The sequence below is a fragment of the Rhizobium binae genome, assembly GCF_017357225.1.
Lineage (GTDB): Bacteria > Pseudomonadota > Alphaproteobacteria > Rhizobiales > Rhizobiaceae > Rhizobium > Rhizobium binae.
The window spans coordinates 4,398,305-4,415,309 of record NZ_CP071604.1; the positions used below are offsets into that span (position 1 = coordinate 4,398,305).

Below are 17,005 nucleotides of genomic sequence, written 5' to 3' on the forward strand. Positions count from 1 at the left end.
CGGAGGGTGAGTTTTATTGTCTATTTTGAGGGCGAAGGCCTGTTTCGGGAGATCGATATGAAGAACATGTCTGCAGACCGGCGCATGATCAAAATCGCGATGGCCGCCCCCTATCTCGCCCGCCAGGAAGAGCATGATCTCGCCACCCGCTGGAAAGATCACGACGATCGCGGTGCGCGCAACCAGATCGCCATGGCGCATATGCGCCTGGTGATCTCCATGGCCGGCAAGTTCCGCAATTTCGGCCTGCCGATGAGCGACCTCGTGCAGGAGGGCTATGTCGGCCTGCTGGAGGCAGCCGCGCGTTTCGAACCGGAACGCGACGTGCGCTTTTCGACCTATGCCAGCTGGTGGATCCGGGCGTCGATCCAGGACTATATCCTGCGCAACTGGTCGATCGTGCGCGGCGGCACGAGTTCGGCGCAGAAGGCGCTCTTCTTCAATCTGCGCCGCCTGCGCGCCAAGCTCGCCAAGGGCGACACGCAACTGACACTGCAATCCATTCATCAGGAAATTGCCGCCGCCCTAGGCGTCAGTCTTGCCGACGTTCAGACCATGGATGCCAGGCTTTCCGGCAACGATGCTTCGCTGCAGGCGCCATCCGTCTCCGGCGATGCCGAGAGCGCCGAGAAGATGGATTTTCTCGTCAGCGACGACCCGCTGCCCGACGAACAGGTCTCCAACATGATCGACGGCGAACGCCGCCGCATCTGGCTAGCCTCGGCGTTGAAGCATCTCAACGAACGCGAAATGAAGATCATCAGCGCACGGCGGCTGGCCGAAGATGGCGCCACGCTCGAGGAGCTCGGCGCCGATCTCGGCATTTCCAAGGAGCGGGTGCGCCAGATCGAAAGCCGGGCGATGGAAAAACTTCGCACCGCGCTGGTCAGCGCCGACCCGCATATGGCGGCCTACGCTTGAATCTTTCCCCTCCAGCAGCACTGACTGGCCCGGCTTAAGCCGGGCTTTTTTTACTCGGCAATGATCTTGACGCGATCGCCGGGCGAAACGGCTGCACCCGTGGGCAGGGCATTGATGAGCTTGAAGAGATCGAGCTTGCGGTCGGTGCCCATCATGCGGGCTGCGAGCGTCGAGACATTCTCGCCCGGCCGCACCGTGACGACACGGATGCGCAGCGGCTTCAGCGAGGCGGCTTCCGCCGGGGTCATGCGCCGGAAACTCGCGCGCAGGACATCGGCCGTCGGCTCAAGGGCGTCGCTGCCTTTCGGCACCGCGGTCAAGAAACGGAAGATCTGCGCATTGTTGCGGATCACGGTGACATCGAAATCCCAGCGGTCGGCGCTGGCGCGCGCGGTCGCAGCTTCCATGCCATTGACGGTGATCTGCTGGATGGTCGACGGGTCGAGGCCGGTGACCCAGCCGCTGGAGATATAATTGGTGAGGCTCTGGTTCTGGTTGTCGGCGACGCCATCGAAGCGGACGGCGATGTCGTTCGGACCGGTCGCCATCACAGCCTCGACCTTGTTGTCGATGTGGAAGTCCGGAGGAACGTCGAAGCGGATGCCGAGACCGCCGTGCAGGAAGGTCTGGCCGCGCACATAACCTTCCTCCGGGCTGTCGCCGTACAGCAGACCGTCTATGCCGTCGAGATAATAATCGCGGCCCTTGTCGCCGACCGAACCTTCCTGGCCGAAGGCCCGCGCATGGGTGCGGGCGAGATCGATGCGCTGTGCGGAATTCGGGTGGCTCGACAGGAAGTCGAGGCTCTGGTCGGCCTCCGGGTCGACCGACATGAAGCGGCTGTAAGCTGCCATGGAATCGAGGAAGCGGGCGGCGGCGTAGGGATCGTAGCCGGCTTCGCCGAGCATGCGCACACCGATGACATCAGCCTGCAACTCCTGCTGCCGGGAGAAGGCGGCGAGCCGCAGCTTGCCGCGGGCCAGCGCCTGTTTGCCGGCGATATCGCTGGAGAGCACCTCGGCGACGACGCGGCTGGCGATGACCTCCGCCTCTTCGCGCTTCTGCCGCTCGATGCCGTGGTTCGCCGTCACGTGGCCCATTTCGTGCGACAGCACGGCGGCGACCTCCGAGGCGTCGTTGGCAAGGGCGAGCAGGCCGCGGGTGACGTAGAGATAACCGCCCGGCAGTGCAAAGGCGTTGATGGCCGGCGAGTTCAGAATGGTGATGCGGTAGGACTGGCTCGGATTTTCCGATACCGCCGTCAGCGCGCCGGCGATGCGGGCGACGAGACGCTCGGTCTTGGCATCCTTATATTCGCCGCCGTAGCTTGCCACGATGCGCGGATGCTCGCGGGCGCCCATCGCCGCACGCGGGTCGTTCTTCTGCACCTCATCAACGATCTGCGGATTGGAAGACGGCGATATGCTGGGCTGATAGGATTGTTCGATCAGCGATTGACACCCGTTCAGCGCCATTGCGACGGCTGAAAGCAGCATGAGACGGCGCGCGAAACGGCGCGGCGCGGAGATGACATCACTGGAAAGCGCGGGCGATTTCCACGTCGTCAGGCTGTCCAGTCTGGTTCTCCGCATCATGTCACTGCTTTGCCGGTTTGCCGCAGATCGAGACCGGCCTTGGCAAGGGAAACTCAACAGGTGCGCACCCCTGATCTCGCGCTGCACAATAGGCCGATACAAGTCCTTGCTGTAGCTGATTTACGCATCGGTTGCATAGCGAGACTCTACTTAATTGTGGCGCCGTTGCATTTTGGCAATGCCTCAATCGTTGAGGCCCCCTTCGCTCGGATGAAATTATGGCGAAAGTTCTGTCATGCGGGGCAGATTTGGCGGCGGCGCGGAAAAAGAACGGAGTGATCGAGGCAATCCCTGCGCTAACAGCAACAGCGCGCGAAAATCACAACTCCTGATCGTGATTTCCGCGGGGCGGCGCCTGTTATGACGCAATCCAGTTACGATCGGGCTATTCCGCCGCTTCCGCCGTTGCCGGTTGCGGTTGCTTCGTCTCGCTGGCACGCGGCAGTTGCACGGGCTTCAGCATCACGGCGGCGGCAAGGCCGATCAGGGCAATGGCGCAGGAGGTCATGAAGAGCGTCGAGAAGGCAGCGGCATAGATATCCGCGACGGCTTGACGGCTGGCTTCGGGAAGGGCAGCCATCATCTTCGGCGTCAGCTGTTCGATATCGGCGACACCGGCAATGGGAACGCCGGCCTTGCCGAGCCCGGAGGCTATGATCGCACCGTAGATGGAAATGGCGATCGAGGCGCCGCCCATGCGCGAGAGCGTCACCGAACCGGTCGCGGCGCCGACGTCGCGGGCGGGTGCGGCATTCTGCACGCCGATCACGGGAACCTGCTGGGCAAGGCCGATACCGATTCCATGCAGCAGCATGATCGCGCCAATGAAGGCGATCGGCGTTCCGGCGTAGGTCTGCGACATCAGCGCGAAGGCGAGGGCGCTGCAGCTGAGGCTTGCAATGGCGAAGGGTTTGTAACGTCCCGTCCTGGAGATGATGCGGCCCGCGGACAGCGATCCGCAGACGAGGCCGCCTGTGAGGAGGATGAAGAGAAGGCCGGCGGCGGAAGGCGAAAGACCCGTCGTCGTCTGCAAGAAGAGAGCGAAGTAGTTGACCATGCCGATGGCAATGGCGCCGCCCATGATCGAGATGATCAGCAGCAGGCTGAAGGTCGAATTGCGGAAAAGCTGCAGGGGAACGATCGGCTCCGGTGCGCGGCGCTCGACGAAAACCCAGGCGACGGCGCAAACCGCGCCGAAGGCGACGACGCCGACACTTTGCGGCGATATCAATGCGCCGAACAATTCGCTACCATCGGTGGCAAGCACGACGCTCGTCGTCGTCAGCGCAAGCAGCAGCGCACCGGCGTAATCGATCTTGGGGCGGCGATGCGGTTTGCGGTAAGGGAGCATGAAGGCCAGCCCGGTCAGCGCGATGAAGCCGATCGGCACGTTGACGAGGAAAATCGAGCGCCAGCCGAAGAGGTCGCTCATCGTGCCGCCAAGCACCGGGCCTATGGCGCCGGAAGCCATCAGCACCAGGCTGGAATAGCTCTGATAGCGCGCCCGCTCGCGCGGCTCGAACAGATCGGCGTTGACGGCAAAGATCGATACCATGATGCCGCCGCCGCCGAGGCCCTGCAGCACGCGGGCCGCGATCAGCGTATCCATCGAGACGGCAAGGCCGCAGACGGCAGAGCCGACGGTGAAGATTGCGATCGCGGTCATCATCACGTATTTGCGGCCAAAGAGATCGCCGAGCTTGCCGTAGAGCGGCATGACGGCGCTGAGCGCCAGAAGATAGGCCGAGCCGATCCAGCCGAACCGTTCGAGGTGGCCGAATTCGCCGACAATGGTCGGCAGCGCCGTCGAAACGATCTGATTATCAAGTGTCGCCATGAACATGGCGGTCATCAGAAAGAAGAAGAGGATAAGCCGACGACGAGGATCCGTCACGAGCGGCGCAGGCGCGAGTTGCATGTCCATGAGATGTATTTCCGGGTTTGATTGATTTTATGTGCTATCAGCATGTAATTGTCAATGGCACATGAATGCCCTCGGCATATTCAATTTTGGCGGCCGCTCTGTTATGGTTCCGTCATGAATGAAGCCTTGACCAAGATCCTATCCGACAGACCGGCCGAGCCGGACGAGAACCTGCCTCGCATCGGCCGGAGCATGGCGCGCATGCGGCTGATGACCGGGCGGCGGTTGATCGGCCGGCTGGCAATCCAGAGCGCCGCGCCCGGTCTTGAACTTTCCCATCTCGACGTGCTGGACGCCGTGCGGCGGGCCGAACCAAACGGGGAGGTCACTGTCGGCACGATCGCGGAGATGCTGCGCATCGATCCGTCGCGCGCCAGCCGGGTGGTGGCCGACATGGTCGGGCGCAATGTGTTGCGCCGCGAGGCCTCGCAGGCCGATGCGCGGCGGATCGTCGTCGTCATCACCGACGCCGGCCAGGCCTTGCTTGCCGAGATCCACGCGCAGAAACTTGCGATCATCTCCGAGATCGTCTCCGAGTGGCCGCGCGAGGATATCGAGCGCTTCGCAACCCTGTTCGAACGGTTCATTGGTGGATACGAAGCAATCTTTCTGTCGCGCGACAAGGATACACCCGGTTGAGGCAAAGGCCGCCGATCCACCGGTGCGCCCCTTCCCCTCGCCCCCCCGTTTGCGCTAAGGGCAATGCCCATGAGCCAATCCACCTTCACCATTCTGCTCGGCGGCGAACTCAGCCTGACGGAGCGCCTGCGCCAAGCGGTCGGCGGCAGCCGCTTCATCGCAGCCGATGGCGGCATGCGGCATGCGGCAGCGCTCGGCGTGACGCCGGAACTCTGGGTCGGCGATTTCGATTCAACGCCGGCCGATCTTGACGGGGCGTTTCTCAATGTGCCTAAACAGCCCTACCCGGCGGCAAAGGCGGCAACGGACGGCGAAATCGCCGTATCGGAAGCGATCGCCCGCGGCGCGCGGCGGCTGGTCCTCGCCGGTGCGCTCGGCGGCGAACGCTCCGACCACGCGCTCCAGCATCTGCTGTCGGCCGTCGGCTTGGCGGAAGCGGGTTTTGACGTGCTGCTGACCTCGGGAAAGGAGGAGGCGGTGCCGCTGATTGCCGGCACGGTCGAACTCGATCTTCCGAAAGGCAGCCTGTTTTCCGTGCCGGGTTTCGGCCCGCTGACCGGCCTTTCGATTGAAAATGCGCGTTATCCGCTCTCAGATTTCCACCTGCCTTTCGGCTCGTCGCGCACCATTTCCAACGTGGCGGAAGGCAAAGTTCGCTTTTCGCTCAGCAGCGGCCGGGCGATCGTGCTTGCCCGACCCTATGATCTTTCCGGAGTCTGATTTTTGGCCCCTCCCATTCTGAAACTCGACGACATCTTCTTGAGCTTCGGCGGCGCGCCGCTTCTGGCGGGCGCCTCGCTGCAGGTCGAGCCCGGCGACAGGATCTGTCTCGTCGGCCGCAACGGCTCGGGAAAATCGACCTTGCTGAAGATTGCCGCCGGTCTGGTCGAGGCGCAGTCCGGCGAGGTCTTCCGTCATCCTTCGTCGACGGTGCGCTATCTCGAACAGGCGCCGGATTTTGCCGGCTTCAGCACGGTGCAGGCCTATGCGGAAGCCGGGCTCGGGCCGGGTGACGATCTCTATCGCGTCACCTATCTGCTGTCGCATCTCGGGCTGACCGGCGAGGAAAATCCGAGCACTCTTTCCGGCGGCGAATCGCGCCGGGCAGCGCTTGCACGCGTGCTGGCGCCAGAGCCCGATATTTTGCTGCTCGACGAGCCGACCAACCATCTCGATCTGCCGACGATCGAATGGCTGGAAGGCGAGTTGCAGAAGACGCGCAGCGCCCTCGTGCTGATCTCACACGACCGGCGTTTCCTGGAAAAAGTTTCGACCGCAACCGTCTGGCTCGACCGTGGCACCTCGCGCCGGCTCGACAGAGGGTTTGCGCATTTCGAGGCCTGGCGTGACCAGGTGCTCGAGGCCGAGGAACTGGAACAGCACAAGCTCGGCAAGGCGATCGAACGCGAGGAGCATTGGCTGCGCTACGGCGTCACGGCGCGGCGCAAGCGCAATATGCGCCGTCTCGGCGAGCTGCAGACGATGCGTTCGCAGTATCGCGGCCATAAGGGGCCGCAGGGCACGGTGCAGGCGACGGTTTCCGACGCGCAGGAATCCGGCAAGCTGGTGATCGAGGCCGACAAGATCAGCAAGAGTTTCGGCGAGCGCGTCATCGTCACGCCCTTCTCGATCCGTGTGCATCGCGGCGATTGCATTGGCTTGGTCGGGCCGAACGGCGCGGGCAAGACGACATTGTTGAAGATGCTGACCGGGCAGCTTTCCCCGGATAGCGGCATGATCAAGCTCGGCACCAATCTGGAGATTGCCACACTCGACCAGAAGCGCGAGGATCTCGATCCGGAGGATACGCTAGCCAACTACCTTACGGACGGACGCGGCGAGAACCTGATCGTCAACGGCGAGCAGCGGCACGTCACCGGTTACATGAAGGAGTTCCTGTTCCAGCCGGAACAGGCGCGCACGCCAATCAAGAGCCTCTCAGGCGGCGAACGCGCCCGGCTGATGCTGGCCCGCATCCTGTCGCGCCCGGCCAATCTCCTGATCCTCGACGAGCCGACCAATGATCTCGATATCGAGACGCTCGACCTCTTGCAGGAAATCGTCTCCGGCTTCCCCGGCACCGTCATTCTCGTCAGCCACGATCGCGATTTCCTCGACCGCACCGTGACCTCGACGATCGCACCCGCCGTGCCGGATGCGCCGGACGGCCGCTGGATCGAATATGCCGGCGGCTATTCGGACATGCTTGCCCAGCGCAGGGGCGCGCTCGAGGAGCGCAAGAAGGCCGAGAAGGCGGCGGAGAGGCCGAAGGCGCAGGAGACGGCGCCGGCCGCGGCAAGCTTGAGGGGCAAGCTCTCCTTCAAGCAGAAATTCGCGCTGGAAAACCTGCCGAAGGAGATGGCCAAAGCCGAAGCCGAGATCAGCAAGTGCGAACAAGCGATGGCCGATCCCAATCTCTTCACGCGCGATCCGGCCGCCTTCAGTCGCCTTGCGGCCGAGATGGAGAAGCTGCGTACCGGCCTGACTGCCATGGAAGAGGAGTGGCTGGAACTCGAAATGCTGCGGGAAGAGCTGGAGGGCTGACTTTTACAACTCAGCCGCTCGCCTCATCCATGTAACCAGAAGTCCTGCCGGACGGCCGGAGCGCTCTAAAGCGCCGGGGCGGGCACGGCGGCGGCGCCGGCACTGGCGCCCGTCTGGGCAACCTGCGGCTGCGGCTCTTCGGATTTTGAAGGCAGCGCCTGCAGATGCAGGACGCGCGGTTGCAGCGCCTCGAGATAGGCTTCGGAGCGGCCGATATAGATCATGCCGGTTTCGGGCAGGGAGATCAGCAGCTTTGACATCGTTTCCTGCCACTCCGGCTCCATGCCTTCCAGCACTTCGTCGAAGACGATCCAGCGCGGGCGCACGAGCAGCAGGCGGGCGAAGCCGATCGCCTTCTGTTCGTCGCTGCCGAGAAGCTTGTCCCAACGGGCGCGGGTATCGAGCCTTGTGATCAGCGAATGCAGGCCGGCTTTTTCGAGCGCCGCCTCGACGGCTGATTTCTCGTAGGCATCGGGGCTTTCGGGGAAAGCCAGCGCGTCCCGCAGCGTGCCGCCCGGAACATAGGCGTTCTGCGGCACGAACAGCATATCGTCGACCGGCGGCAGACCCATCGTGCCGCTGCCGCATGGCCACAGGCCGGCCATCGCCTGGAACAGCAGCTTGCGGTTGACGCTGTGATCGCCGTTGATCATGACTTTCTCGCCGGCCTTGATCACAACATCGGTTTCGCGCAGGCGGAAGCCACCGCACTCGTCGATATCCTCGCCGATCTTGGCGTTGATCACCACATCCTTCAGCGTCAATGTATCGGGTGCGGTGTTTTCGTAAGCGATGCTGTCCTTCAGGTCGTAATCCTCGTCCATGTCGAGCAAGGCCTGGCGGAAATCGGTGACGCGCATCAGCGTGGCGCGCCATTCGGCGATCGGGCCGAAATTGGCGACATACCAGCGCAGCGCCGTATTGACCTGGTTGAAGGCGCCGACCGACATCATCAGCTGGCCAAGGGTGAGACCGCCGGAGAAATAGGCGGGTGCCGCGACGATGATCGGGATGACGATCACCAGCCAGCCGTAGCCGGCCGAAACCCAGGTGAGATTGGTATTGGCCATGGCGAGCCGCTTGACGACCCTTAGCACCGAGCTGATGTCGGTGTTGATGCGCCGGCGCTCGTTCTCCTCGCCGCGGGCAACGGTGATCGCCGGCATGTTCTCATTGGCATGCATCAGCGTGAAACGAAGCTCGGCCTCTTTGGAAAAGCGGTCGGCATTGAGCTTGACCAGCTTGCGGCCGACGACCTGGCTCAGAACCGAGGCGGAGGCGGCGTAGAAGATTGCGGCCCAGACCATGTAGCCGGGAATGGAGAAGCTGCGGCCGCTGATGTGAAAGATGAAGCCGCTCGACAGTTCCCAGAGCACGCCGATGAAGCTCACCAGAAGAATGGTCGATTGCAGCAGGCCGAGGACGAGCCCGGTGGTGCTTTCGGCAAGGTTGCGGGAATCCTCGTGCAGGCGCTGATCCGGATTGACGCCGATCAGGCCGCTGGAGGCGAGCCGCAGCGCCCGCTTGCGCTTCAGCCACTGGTCGACGAGGTCGCGCGACAGGCCTTCGCGCATATAAAGCGCGGTCATCTGGTTCAGCCAAGCCTGCAACACATTGAGCAGCAGCAGCGTGCCGGCGATCATCGCGAAGATTTCGAGCTGATGGAAGAATTCGCCGAGGTCGCGGCGCTCGAGCGAATCGTAGAAGGGGGCGTTCCACTCATTGAGAATGACCTGGCCATAGGCCGTCGCCAGGATGACGAGGATCAGCACGGTCGCTAGAAACAGCACCTTGCCACGCACTTCAGAATTCCAGAATGCAGAGAACATCACCCCGAGGCGATATGTCAGGCTGAAATCATACCCTACTCTATCCTGCCTCCGGATGCCCGGCCTCCCCTTGGTCTTATCTGCCATCATGCTTTTCCAACACCGCCCATACTGTCATTATTAACATGGTGGCGTTACCGGTCTATCAACAGATTCTATCAGTCATTAAACTGTGATGAGGCTTGCCTGAGTCGCTGTCGCATGCATTCGGCTTGATTCGTCGCTCAACTGGGACTAATTAACGCATTCCGTGGTGATTTGGCCGGCCGGCTTGCAGCCACGTTAAAAAATTCGCTAAAGGGCCGCGTGCGGACCGGTAGCGATTTTTTGTCGCCGCCGGTTTTTTTATTTTTGATCGAGTGACCGCAATGCCCATCAAGATCCCCGATACGCTTCCAGCTTTCGAAACCCTCGTCCAGGAGGGTGTGCGGGTAATGACCGAGACGATGGCGATCCGACAGGATATCCGCCCGTTGCAGATCGGGCTGCTCAATCTGATGCCGAACAAGATCAAGACCGAGCTGCAGATGGCGCGCTTGGTCGGCGCCTCTCCGCTGCAGGTGGAGCTGTCGCTGATCCGCATAGGTGGGCACAAGGCGAAGAACACGTCCGAAGATCACCTGCTTGCCTTCTACCAGACCTGGGAGGAGGTTAAGCAGCGCAAATTCGACGGTTTCATCATCACCGGGGCGCCGATCGAGCTCCTGCCCTATGAGGACGTCACCTATTGGAAAGAAATGCAGGAGATTCTCGACTGGACGGAAACCAACGTCCATTCGACGATGAACGTCTGCTGGGGCGCGATGGCGGCGATCTATCATTTCCACGGCGTTCCGAAATACGAGCTGAAGGAGAAGGCCTTCGGCGTCTACCGCCACCGGAACCTGAAGCCCTCCTCTATCTATCTCAACGGCTTTTCCGATAATTTCGAGGTGCCGGTGTCGCGCTGGACGGAGGTGCGGCGCGCCGACATCGAGAAATGCGAAAGCCTGGAAATTCTGATGGAATCGAGCGAGATGGGCGTCTGCCTCGTGCATGAGAAAAGGGGCCGGCGGCTCTATATGTTCAATCATGTCGAATATGATTCCACCTCGCTCTCGGACGAGTATTTCCGCGACGTCAACGCCGGCGTGCCGATCAAGATGCCTCATAACTACTTCCCGCATAACGATCCGGCGCTTGCGCCGCAGAATCGCTGGCGCAGCCATGCGCATCTCCTGTTCGGCAACTGGATCAACGAGATCTATCAGACGACGCCCTATGACGTCGAAGAGATCGGCATGGATCTCTGAGCCGCGTCACTCGCATATCAAGGCAGTGCCGCGGCATCTCGGCTGCATTTCTTTCTGTTCCGACCGGTTGCGGTTTGGCGCAAATGCGGGCAGGTTCCGGTCCTGAACCCCAGGGATAGAACGGAACGGACGTCATCATGTCGGACAAGTTGGAGCGGGAAGTTTTCGGGCAGACGAAGGCGGGCGAAACCGTCTATCGCGTCGTCATCAAGGGCGGCGGGCTGACGGCGAAGATCATCAGCTGGGGCGCGGTCATCCAGGATCTGCGGCTTGAGGGTCATGACGCGCCGCTGCAGCTCGGCTTCGAGGAGTTCGACAGCTACCCGCTCTATTCGGCCTATTTCGGCGCGACGCCCGGCCGTTGCGCCAACCGGATCGGCGGCGGGAAATTTACTCTCGACGGCAAGGACCATCAACTCGAACCGAACGAAAACGGCGTCACGCATCTGCATGGCGGCAGCGACAATATCGCCAAACGCAACTGGACGATCATCGAACACGACGTCGACCGCGTGGTGCTGAAGATCGTCGATCCCGATGGCCGCGCCGGCTATCCTGGCAATTGCACCATCCAGGCAACCTTCCGGCTGCACGGCAATGGCGAACTGTCGATTACCTATGAATCGACCAGCGACCAGCCGACGCTCGCTAATGTCTGCCAGCACGCCTATTTCAATCTCGATGGCCGCGAGGATGCGCTCGGCCACGACATCATGATCGCCGCCGATCACTATCTCCCGACCGATGAAAGGCAGGTGCCGACCGGCGAGATCCGTTCCGTCGCCGGTACGGAATTCGACTTGCGCGAAATGACCCCGATGAAGCGTTTCGTTGGGAGCGAGCAGGTGCTGTACGACCATAATTTCTGCCTGTCAGCCGAACGGACCGCCAAGCGCAGCGTCGCGCTCGCCCGAAGCCTTTATTCCGGGGTATCGCTTGAAGTGCGCAGCACCGAACCGGGCGTGCAGTTCTATGCCGGTTTCAAGCTCAATACCGGGGCGCCCGGCCTCGGCGGGCGCAAATACGGCCCATTCGCCGGCTTCTGCCTGGAGACGCAGGTCTGGCCGGATGCCATCAACCACCAAGGTTTCCCGAATGCGGTGCTGCGCCCGGGCGAAGTGCTGCGCCAGGAGACGGATTATATCTTCACCAAGAGCTGACGCTATTGGAGGCGCGGTGCTGTCGACGCACGGCTGTTAAATTTGAGCGCTATGAAACCTCTTCGGTCCGCCGGAGGGTTTTTTCTTGACCGTGCGCGATTCCGTCTTGCCGATTGGTTCTAGATAGGTTCTATTGAGAGCCCATGGATAGAACCAGTCTGATAGCGGAGCTGAACAGCCGCAGCCTGCGTGACGAGGCGTTGACCGGCCCGCTCTATAAGCGACTGGCGCAGGCGCTGACCGGCCTTATCCAGGAAGGCCTGCTGAAACCCGGCGCGGCGCTGCCGGGAGAGCGCGATCTCGCCGAGGCCTTGAAGCTCGGCCGTGTGACCGTGCGCACCGCCTATCGCGATCTGATGGCGTCGGGCGCACTGGAATCGCGCCACGGAAGCGGTACTTTCGTATCGAGCAGAGTGGAACGCATGGAGCAGTCGCTCTGGCGGCTTTCTTCTTTCTCCGCCGATATGCGCTCACGCGGCCGTCTGCCGGCTGCCCGGATCTTGTCGCGGACGATCAATACGCCGTCGCCAGAGGAATCCTTCCTACTCGGCCTTGGCGGCGACGAACCGGTGCTGAGGTTGGACCGTTTGCGCCTTGCCGACGGCCTGCCGCTGGCGATTGAACGCGCCGTGGTGCCGATCAAGTTCCTAGGCGTCGATGGCGGCGGCGAAGGATCGCTCTACGATACGCTGGCGGCCAGCGGCCACAGGCCCGTGCGGGCGCTGCAGCGGCTGACCGCCGTCACACTCGACCCGTCGTCGGCGGCGATCCTGAACGTCATGGCTGGCGCGCCCGCGCTCCTGATCGAACGTGTCTCGCGCCTGGAAGACCAGCGTGTCGTCGAATACACCCGCTCGCACTATCGCGGCGACGCCTATGATTTCGTTGCCGAATTGAGAATCGGAGATGACCTATGAGTGAAACCCAGTCGTTGATGCTACAGGAAGCCGGCCAGTCGCCCGAGGTGGTGGCCACGCTTCTCGAAAAGGAGAAGCCGGTTTTTGCCGAGATCGCTCGGCTGTTTTCGTCCGCTCCCCCAAGCGTGGTGACGACGGCGGCGCGCGGCTCTTCGGACCATGCCGCCACCTTCTTCAAATATCTCTTCGAGATCACCTGTGGCGTTCCGGTCGCCTCGGTCGGTCCCTCGATCGCGTCCGTCTACGGTGCCGCGCTCCATCTGAAGGGCGGCGTGCATTTCACCGTCTCGCAATCAGGCGCAAGCCCCGATATCGTGGCGTTGCAGGAGGCGGCCAAGAAGGGCGGGGCAACGACGATCGCCGTCGTCAACGTCACCGACAGCCCGCTCGCCAAACAGGCCGATATCGTTCTCGGCCTCAACGCGGGCGCCGAAAAAAGCGTTGCGGCGACCAAGTCCTTCATCGCTTCCGTTGCCGCCCTTGCCGGTGTCACGGCTGCAATCGGCGGCGCGTCCGAGCTGCAAGCGGCGCTCGCCAAGCTGCCGGCGGCGCTGTCAGCGACGGCCGGGATCGATACGGCCGCAGCCGAAGAGGTGCTCTTCCACGCGACCTCGCTCTATACGGCAGGCCGCGGTCCCGCCTTCGCGATCGCGCTCGAAGCGGCGCTGAAGGCCAAGGAAACCTCCGGCCTGCATGCGGAAGCTTTCTCGCTGGCGGAACTGATGCACGGTCCGATGCGCCTGGTGCAGCCGGGCTTTCCGATCGTCGCCTTTGCGCCCGATGATGCGGCCTTCGCCAACAACGGCCAGGCGCTGGAGCGCCTGCAGAAACTCGGCGCCACCACCGTCGGTTTCTCCACGCAGCCGCTCTCCGGGATCAATCTTCGGGTGCCGACGACCGGCAACGGCCTCATTGATCCGCTCGTGTCGCTGCTCGTCTATTACCGGCTGATCGAGTCGGTGACGCGCCGCAAGGGCTTCGATCCGGACAAGCCGACAAACCTGCTCAAGGTGACGGAGACGGTCTGATGGCCCGCAAGATCTTCATCGGCGCCCGCATCTTCGACGGTGAACGCTTTCATGACGACAAGGCGCTGATCGTTACCGATGGGCGGGTCGAAGCGATTGTCGCGACAAACGATCTGCCGGACGGCGAGACGGTGACACTGGCCGGCGGCGTGCTTTCGGCCGGCTTCATCGATGCACAGGTCAACGGCGGCGGCGGACGGATGCTGAACGACGAACCATCCGCCGCCTCGATGGAGATCATCGCGCAGGGCCACCGGCCCTATGGAACGACCGCGCTGCTGCCGACGCTGATCACCGACACATCGGAGGCCTCCATCGCAGCGATCGAGGCCGCTACGGACGCCGTCAAGGGGAACCGCGGTGTCGCTGGTCTGCATCTCGAAGGCCCGCATCTGGCGCCAGCACGCAAAGGCGCACACCTGGCCGAATTGATGCGGCCGGTCGAGGACCGCGACGTCAAGGCCTTCATCCGGGCGCGTGAGGCGATCGGCACGCTGCTCGTCACTATTGCCGCCGAGCAGGTGACGGTTGCCCAGGTGCGCGAACTGGCCGAAGGCGGCGTCACCGTCAGCATCGGCCATTCCGATTGTTCGAGTGAGGCAGCGGCGGAACGTTTCGACGCCGGGGCGCGCGGCGTCACGCATCTCTTCAACGCCATGAGCCAGCTCGGACATCGCGCCCCCGGTTTGGTCGGCGCGGCGATCGATCATCCCTCCACCTGGTGCGGCATCATCGCCGATGGTCACCACGTCGATCCGAAGGCCTTGCGCACGGCGCTGCGCGCCAAGCGCGGAGAAGGCAAGCTGTTCTTCGTCACCGATGCGATGTCGCTCGTCGGGTCTGAAAAGGACTCGTTCACGCTGAACGGGCGCACCGTCCGGCGCGAAAGGGGCGGCTTCTGCTCGAAGCTGGTGCTGTCCGACGGCACGCTCGCCGGCTCCGACGTCGACATGATCTCGACGATCCGCTATGGCGTCGCCTATCTCGACCTGACGCTCGCCGAAGCCCTGCGCATGGCGACCCTCTATCCCGCCCGCTTCCTCAGGCTTGCCGACCGCGGTCATCTCGCGCCGGGCGCGCGCGCCGATCTCGTTCACCTCACCGATGCGCTGACTGTTACCGCCACCTGGCTTGCCGGCGAAGCGACCTGACATCAAGGAGACGTGGCATGACTGATATCACCGATGCCTATTTCTCCAATCTGATCGGACGGCTGGAGACGTTGAAGCAGACGCTTGCCGAGCCGATGGCGCAGGCAGCGGCGGTGATCCTCGATGCTGCCCGCGGTGACAAGCGCGTTTATGTCTTCGGCACCGGCCATTCGCATATGCTGGCGGAAGAGGTGCACTATCGCGCCGGCGGGCTCGCCTTCACTGTGCCGGTGCTTGTCGGGTCGGCCATGCTGCACGAGGGAGCGGTCATCAGCTCGGTCTATGAACGGACCCAGGGCCTGGTGCGGCCAATGCTGGAGCGTTACGGCATGCAGCCGGGCGACGTCATCATCATCGCCTCCAATTCAGGCGTGAATGCAGCGCCAATCGAGGCCGCCGATTACGCGCATGAAATCGGCGCGAAGGTGATCGCTATCACCTCGATCGCCTATTCCTCGGCGATCGCCAATGGCCGCCGCCGGCTCGCCGAGGTCGCCGATGTCGTGCTCGACAACGGATTGCCGCCGGGTGACGCCGTTCTTGATCTTGAAGGCACGGGGCTTCGGGTCGGGCCGGTCTCGACGGCAGTGGGGGTGACCGTCATCAATGCGATCTTTGCTGAGGTCGCTTCGGAGCTTTCGAAATCCGGCGATGCGCCTGTTTATCTCAGCGCCAACATGCCGGGGGCGGCAGAGATCAACCAGAAGCTCGTCAATAGGTACAGGCCGCGCAACCCGCATCTCTGAGAGAGGGAATAAAAGGAGCGCGTCGCACGCCCGGTTCATGACGCGATCAAGCGGCGAGAATGGAACTGACCATGCGGGCGGTCCGCGGTGCCAGCGTCAAACCGATATGCCCGTGTCCAAAAGCAAACACGACGTCCCTGCCTCCTTTTGAAGGCCGGATAACGGGAACGGAATCGGGCATGGAAGGGCGCAAGCCCATCCAGCTCCGGCTTGGTTCTCCGAGCGTTGGGAAAATCCTGCGCGCGTTTGCAAGCAACACTTCGAGGCGCCTTGGGTTCGAAGGAGCAGCAATCCCTCCGAGCTCCACAGTACCGGCTACGCGCAGGCGGCCGCGCATCGGGCAAAGGTAAAATCCATGATGCGTCGGGCATACCGGCCGTCCCACCGGCAGTGTTTCCATATCGAACTCGAGATGATAACCCCGCTCGGTATCCAGCGGGACCTGCTCTCCGAGCTGCAGAGCCAGCCCACGGGAATGTGCCCCGGCGGCGATCACGGCTGCTCGGGCATCAATGCTGTGGGTTGAAGCCATCATCCTCACTCCATTCCGCGCACGCGAAATAGTCGTCACGGCGTCTCGAACGAACTCGACGCCCGCCTGTCTGGCGGCGGCTTCCATCACGCTCATGAGCTCGCCGGGATCGGTGAAGTTTATCGCTTTCGGAAAGAAAAGCCCCCCGCCATGGACCTGCGGCAGCCGGGGCTCCAGGCTTTGCACTTCGCCGGGGGTGAGAAGCTGCTGCGCGATCCCGTAGTTTCGGCGAAGTTCGACATCCGAAGCGGCTGCCTTGAAGGCCTCGGGCGTCTGGTAGAGGTAGAGGCATCCTTTCGCGCTTAAAAGATCGGACGCACCGATTTCCGCTGCAAGTTGGAGCCATTCCGATGACGCGTCGGACAGAAGGTCGGCGATGCGGCTCACATTGTCTCGGTACCTGTGAGGAAGGGATTCGTAGGCAAAACGCATCAGCCACGGAAACAATGTCGGCAATGCCGCCTTGCGGATGGACAACGGGCTGTCGGCATTGAGCAGCAGCGATGCCAGGTTCTTCAGAACAGCAGGCGTGCCGACGGGAATGATTGCATAATCGGCGATCGTTCCGGCATTGCCGTAAGATGCGCCCGAACCGGGTTGGTTGGGTTCGATCAGGACGACATCGCGGCCGTCGGCACGCAGCCGCAGAGCGGTTGCCACGCCAATCACGCCGCCGCCGATGACGGCGATATCTGTTGTTAGCTTGTTCATCAGATGTGGATTTATC

At 62.6% G+C, this 17,005-nt stretch carries 14 protein-coding genes and 1 riboswitch; of the genes, 10 read left to right on the top strand and 4 right to left on the bottom strand.

Annotated features, from left to right (window positions below):
• Nucleotides 1–57: 57 nt before the first annotated feature.
• Nucleotides 58–921, top strand: coding sequence for an RNA polymerase factor sigma-32 (locus J2J99_RS21460; RefSeq protein ID WP_012485599.1), 864 nt, complete (start codon nucleotides 58–60; stop codon nucleotides 919–921).
• A gap of 50 nt (nucleotides 922–971) precedes the next feature.
• On the opposite strand, the gene J2J99_RS21465 is transcribed toward J2J99_RS21460, so the two are convergent.
• Both J2J99_RS21465 and J2J99_RS21470 read right to left on the bottom strand, forming a co-directional pair.
• Nucleotides 972–2,516 (bottom strand): M48 family metalloprotease, encoded by a 1,545-nt coding sequence (locus J2J99_RS21465; RefSeq protein WP_168295040.1) that lies wholly within the window; start codon nucleotides 2,514–2,516, stop codon nucleotides 972–974.
• 385 nt (nucleotides 2,517–2,901) lie between these two features.
• Nucleotides 2,902–4,440: an MDR family MFS transporter gene (locus J2J99_RS21470; protein ID WP_168295041.1), complete on the bottom strand. Its 1,539-nt coding sequence runs from the start codon at nucleotides 4,438–4,440 to the stop codon at nucleotides 2,902–2,904.
• 114 nt (nucleotides 4,441–4,554) lie between these two features.
• On the opposite strand from J2J99_RS21470, the gene J2J99_RS21475 reads away from it, so the two are divergent.
• The 3 genes from J2J99_RS21475 to J2J99_RS21485 all read left to right on the top strand — a co-directional run bounded on the left by J2J99_RS21475 (nucleotide 4,555) and on the right by J2J99_RS21485 (nucleotide 7,623).
• Nucleotides 4,555–5,079: a MarR family winged helix-turn-helix transcriptional regulator gene (locus J2J99_RS21475; protein ID WP_168295042.1), complete on the top strand. Its 525-nt coding sequence runs from the start codon at nucleotides 4,555–4,557 to the stop codon at nucleotides 5,077–5,079.
• Between the two features lie 63 nt (nucleotides 5,080–5,142).
• Nucleotides 5,143–5,799 (top strand): thiamine diphosphokinase, encoded by a 657-nt coding sequence (locus J2J99_RS21480; protein ID WP_205918648.1) that lies wholly within the window; start codon nucleotides 5,143–5,145, stop codon nucleotides 5,797–5,799.
• Nucleotides 5,800–5,802: 3 nt separating this feature from the next.
• A complete protein-coding gene (locus tag J2J99_RS21485) occupies nucleotides 5,803–7,623 on the top strand; it encodes an ABC-F family ATP-binding cassette domain-containing protein (protein WP_168295044.1) in 1,821 nt (606 codons plus the stop codon).
• A 65-nt stretch (nucleotides 7,624–7,688) separates the two neighbouring features.
• Here the strand turns inward: J2J99_RS21485 and J2J99_RS21490 are convergent, their stop codons facing one another.
• A complete protein-coding gene (locus J2J99_RS21490; RefSeq protein ID WP_168295045.1) occupies nucleotides 7,689–9,539 on the bottom strand; it encodes an ABC transporter ATP-binding protein/permease in 1,851 nt (616 codons plus the stop codon).
• A gap of 153 nt (nucleotides 9,540–9,692) precedes the next feature.
• A riboswitch (SAM riboswitch) is annotated at nucleotides 9,693–9,770 on the top strand.
• Nucleotides 9,771–9,820: 50 nt separating this feature from the next.
• On the opposite strand from J2J99_RS21490, the gene metA reads away from it, so the two are divergent.
• From metA to J2J99_RS21520, 6 genes are all read left to right on the top strand, one after another.
• Nucleotides 9,821–10,744, top strand: a complete 924-nt coding sequence (metA, locus tag J2J99_RS21495) for a homoserine O-acetyltransferase MetA (RefSeq protein WP_168295046.1) — start codon at nucleotides 9,821–9,823, stop codon at nucleotides 10,742–10,744.
• Between the two features lie 137 nt (nucleotides 10,745–10,881).
• Entirely contained in the window at nucleotides 10,882–11,904 is a 1,023-nt protein-coding gene (locus J2J99_RS21500; protein ID WP_168295047.1) for an aldose epimerase family protein, read from the top strand.
• 143 nt (nucleotides 11,905–12,047) lie between these two features.
• Nucleotides 12,048–12,821: a GntR family transcriptional regulator gene (locus J2J99_RS21505; RefSeq protein ID WP_168295048.1), complete on the top strand. Its 774-nt coding sequence runs from the start codon at nucleotides 12,048–12,050 to the stop codon at nucleotides 12,819–12,821.
• Nucleotides 12,818–13,849 carry an SIS domain-containing protein gene (locus J2J99_RS21510; protein WP_168295049.1) on the top strand — a complete coding sequence of 344 codons (1,032 nt, stop codon included), beginning with the start codon at nucleotides 12,818–12,820 and terminating at the stop codon, nucleotides 13,847–13,849. The genes J2J99_RS21505 and J2J99_RS21510 overlap by 4 nt, the downstream gene beginning before the upstream one ends.
• Nucleotides 13,849–15,000 carry an N-acetylglucosamine-6-phosphate deacetylase gene (gene nagA, locus J2J99_RS21515; protein WP_168295050.1) on the top strand — a complete coding sequence of 384 codons (1,152 nt, stop codon included), beginning with the start codon at nucleotides 13,849–13,851 and terminating at the stop codon, nucleotides 14,998–15,000. The genes J2J99_RS21510 and nagA overlap by 1 nt, the downstream gene beginning before the upstream one ends.
• 17 nt (nucleotides 15,001–15,017) lie before the next feature.
• Nucleotides 15,018–15,746: an SIS domain-containing protein gene (locus J2J99_RS21520; protein ID WP_168295051.1), complete on the top strand. Its 729-nt coding sequence runs from the start codon at nucleotides 15,018–15,020 to the stop codon at nucleotides 15,744–15,746.
• A 46-nt stretch (nucleotides 15,747–15,792) separates the two neighbouring features.
• On the opposite strand, the gene J2J99_RS21525 is transcribed toward J2J99_RS21520, so the two are convergent.
• Nucleotides 15,793–16,989 (bottom strand): NAD(P)/FAD-dependent oxidoreductase, encoded by a 1,197-nt coding sequence (locus J2J99_RS21525; RefSeq protein WP_168295052.1) that lies wholly within the window; start codon nucleotides 16,987–16,989, stop codon nucleotides 15,793–15,795.
• Nucleotides 16,990–17,005: the final 16 nt, after the last annotated feature.

What these genes read in the sequence shown, in the direction of transcription:
- J2J99_RS21460 (WP_012485599.1), top strand. Translation starts at nt 58, where the DNA reads ATGAAGAACATGTCTGCAGACCGGCGCATGATCAAAATCGCGATGGCC.
- J2J99_RS21465 (WP_168295040.1), bottom strand. Translation starts at nt 2,516, where the DNA reads ATGATGCGGAGAACCAGACTGGACAGCCTGACGACGTGGAAATCGCCC.
- J2J99_RS21470 (WP_168295041.1), bottom strand. Translation starts at nt 4,440, where the DNA reads ATGGACATGCAACTCGCGCCTGCGCCGCTCGTGACGGATCCTCGTCGT.
- J2J99_RS21475 (WP_168295042.1), top strand. Translation starts at nt 4,555, where the DNA reads ATGAATGAAGCCTTGACCAAGATCCTATCCGACAGACCGGCCGAGCCG.
- J2J99_RS21480 (WP_205918648.1), top strand. Translation starts at nt 5,143, where the DNA reads ATGCCCATGAGCCAATCCACCTTCACCATTCTGCTCGGCGGCGAACTC.
- J2J99_RS21490 (WP_168295045.1), bottom strand. Translation starts at nt 9,539, where the DNA reads ATGGCAGATAAGACCAAGGGGAGGCCGGGCATCCGGAGGCAGGATAGA.
- metA (WP_168295046.1), top strand. Translation starts at nt 9,821, where the DNA reads ATGCCCATCAAGATCCCCGATACGCTTCCAGCTTTCGAAACCCTCGTC.
- J2J99_RS21500 (WP_168295047.1), top strand. Translation starts at nt 10,882, where the DNA reads ATGTCGGACAAGTTGGAGCGGGAAGTTTTCGGGCAGACGAAGGCGGGC.
- J2J99_RS21505 (WP_168295048.1), top strand. Translation starts at nt 12,048, where the DNA reads ATGGATAGAACCAGTCTGATAGCGGAGCTGAACAGCCGCAGCCTGCGT.
- J2J99_RS21510 (WP_168295049.1), top strand. Translation starts at nt 12,818, where the DNA reads ATGAGTGAAACCCAGTCGTTGATGCTACAGGAAGCCGGCCAGTCGCCC.
- nagA (WP_168295050.1), top strand. Translation starts at nt 13,849, where the DNA reads ATGGCCCGCAAGATCTTCATCGGCGCCCGCATCTTCGACGGTGAACGC.
- J2J99_RS21520 (WP_168295051.1), top strand. Translation starts at nt 15,018, where the DNA reads ATGACTGATATCACCGATGCCTATTTCTCCAATCTGATCGGACGGCTG.
- J2J99_RS21525 (WP_168295052.1), bottom strand. Translation starts at nt 16,989, where the DNA reads ATGAACAAGCTAACAACAGATATCGCCGTCATCGGCGGCGGCGTGATT.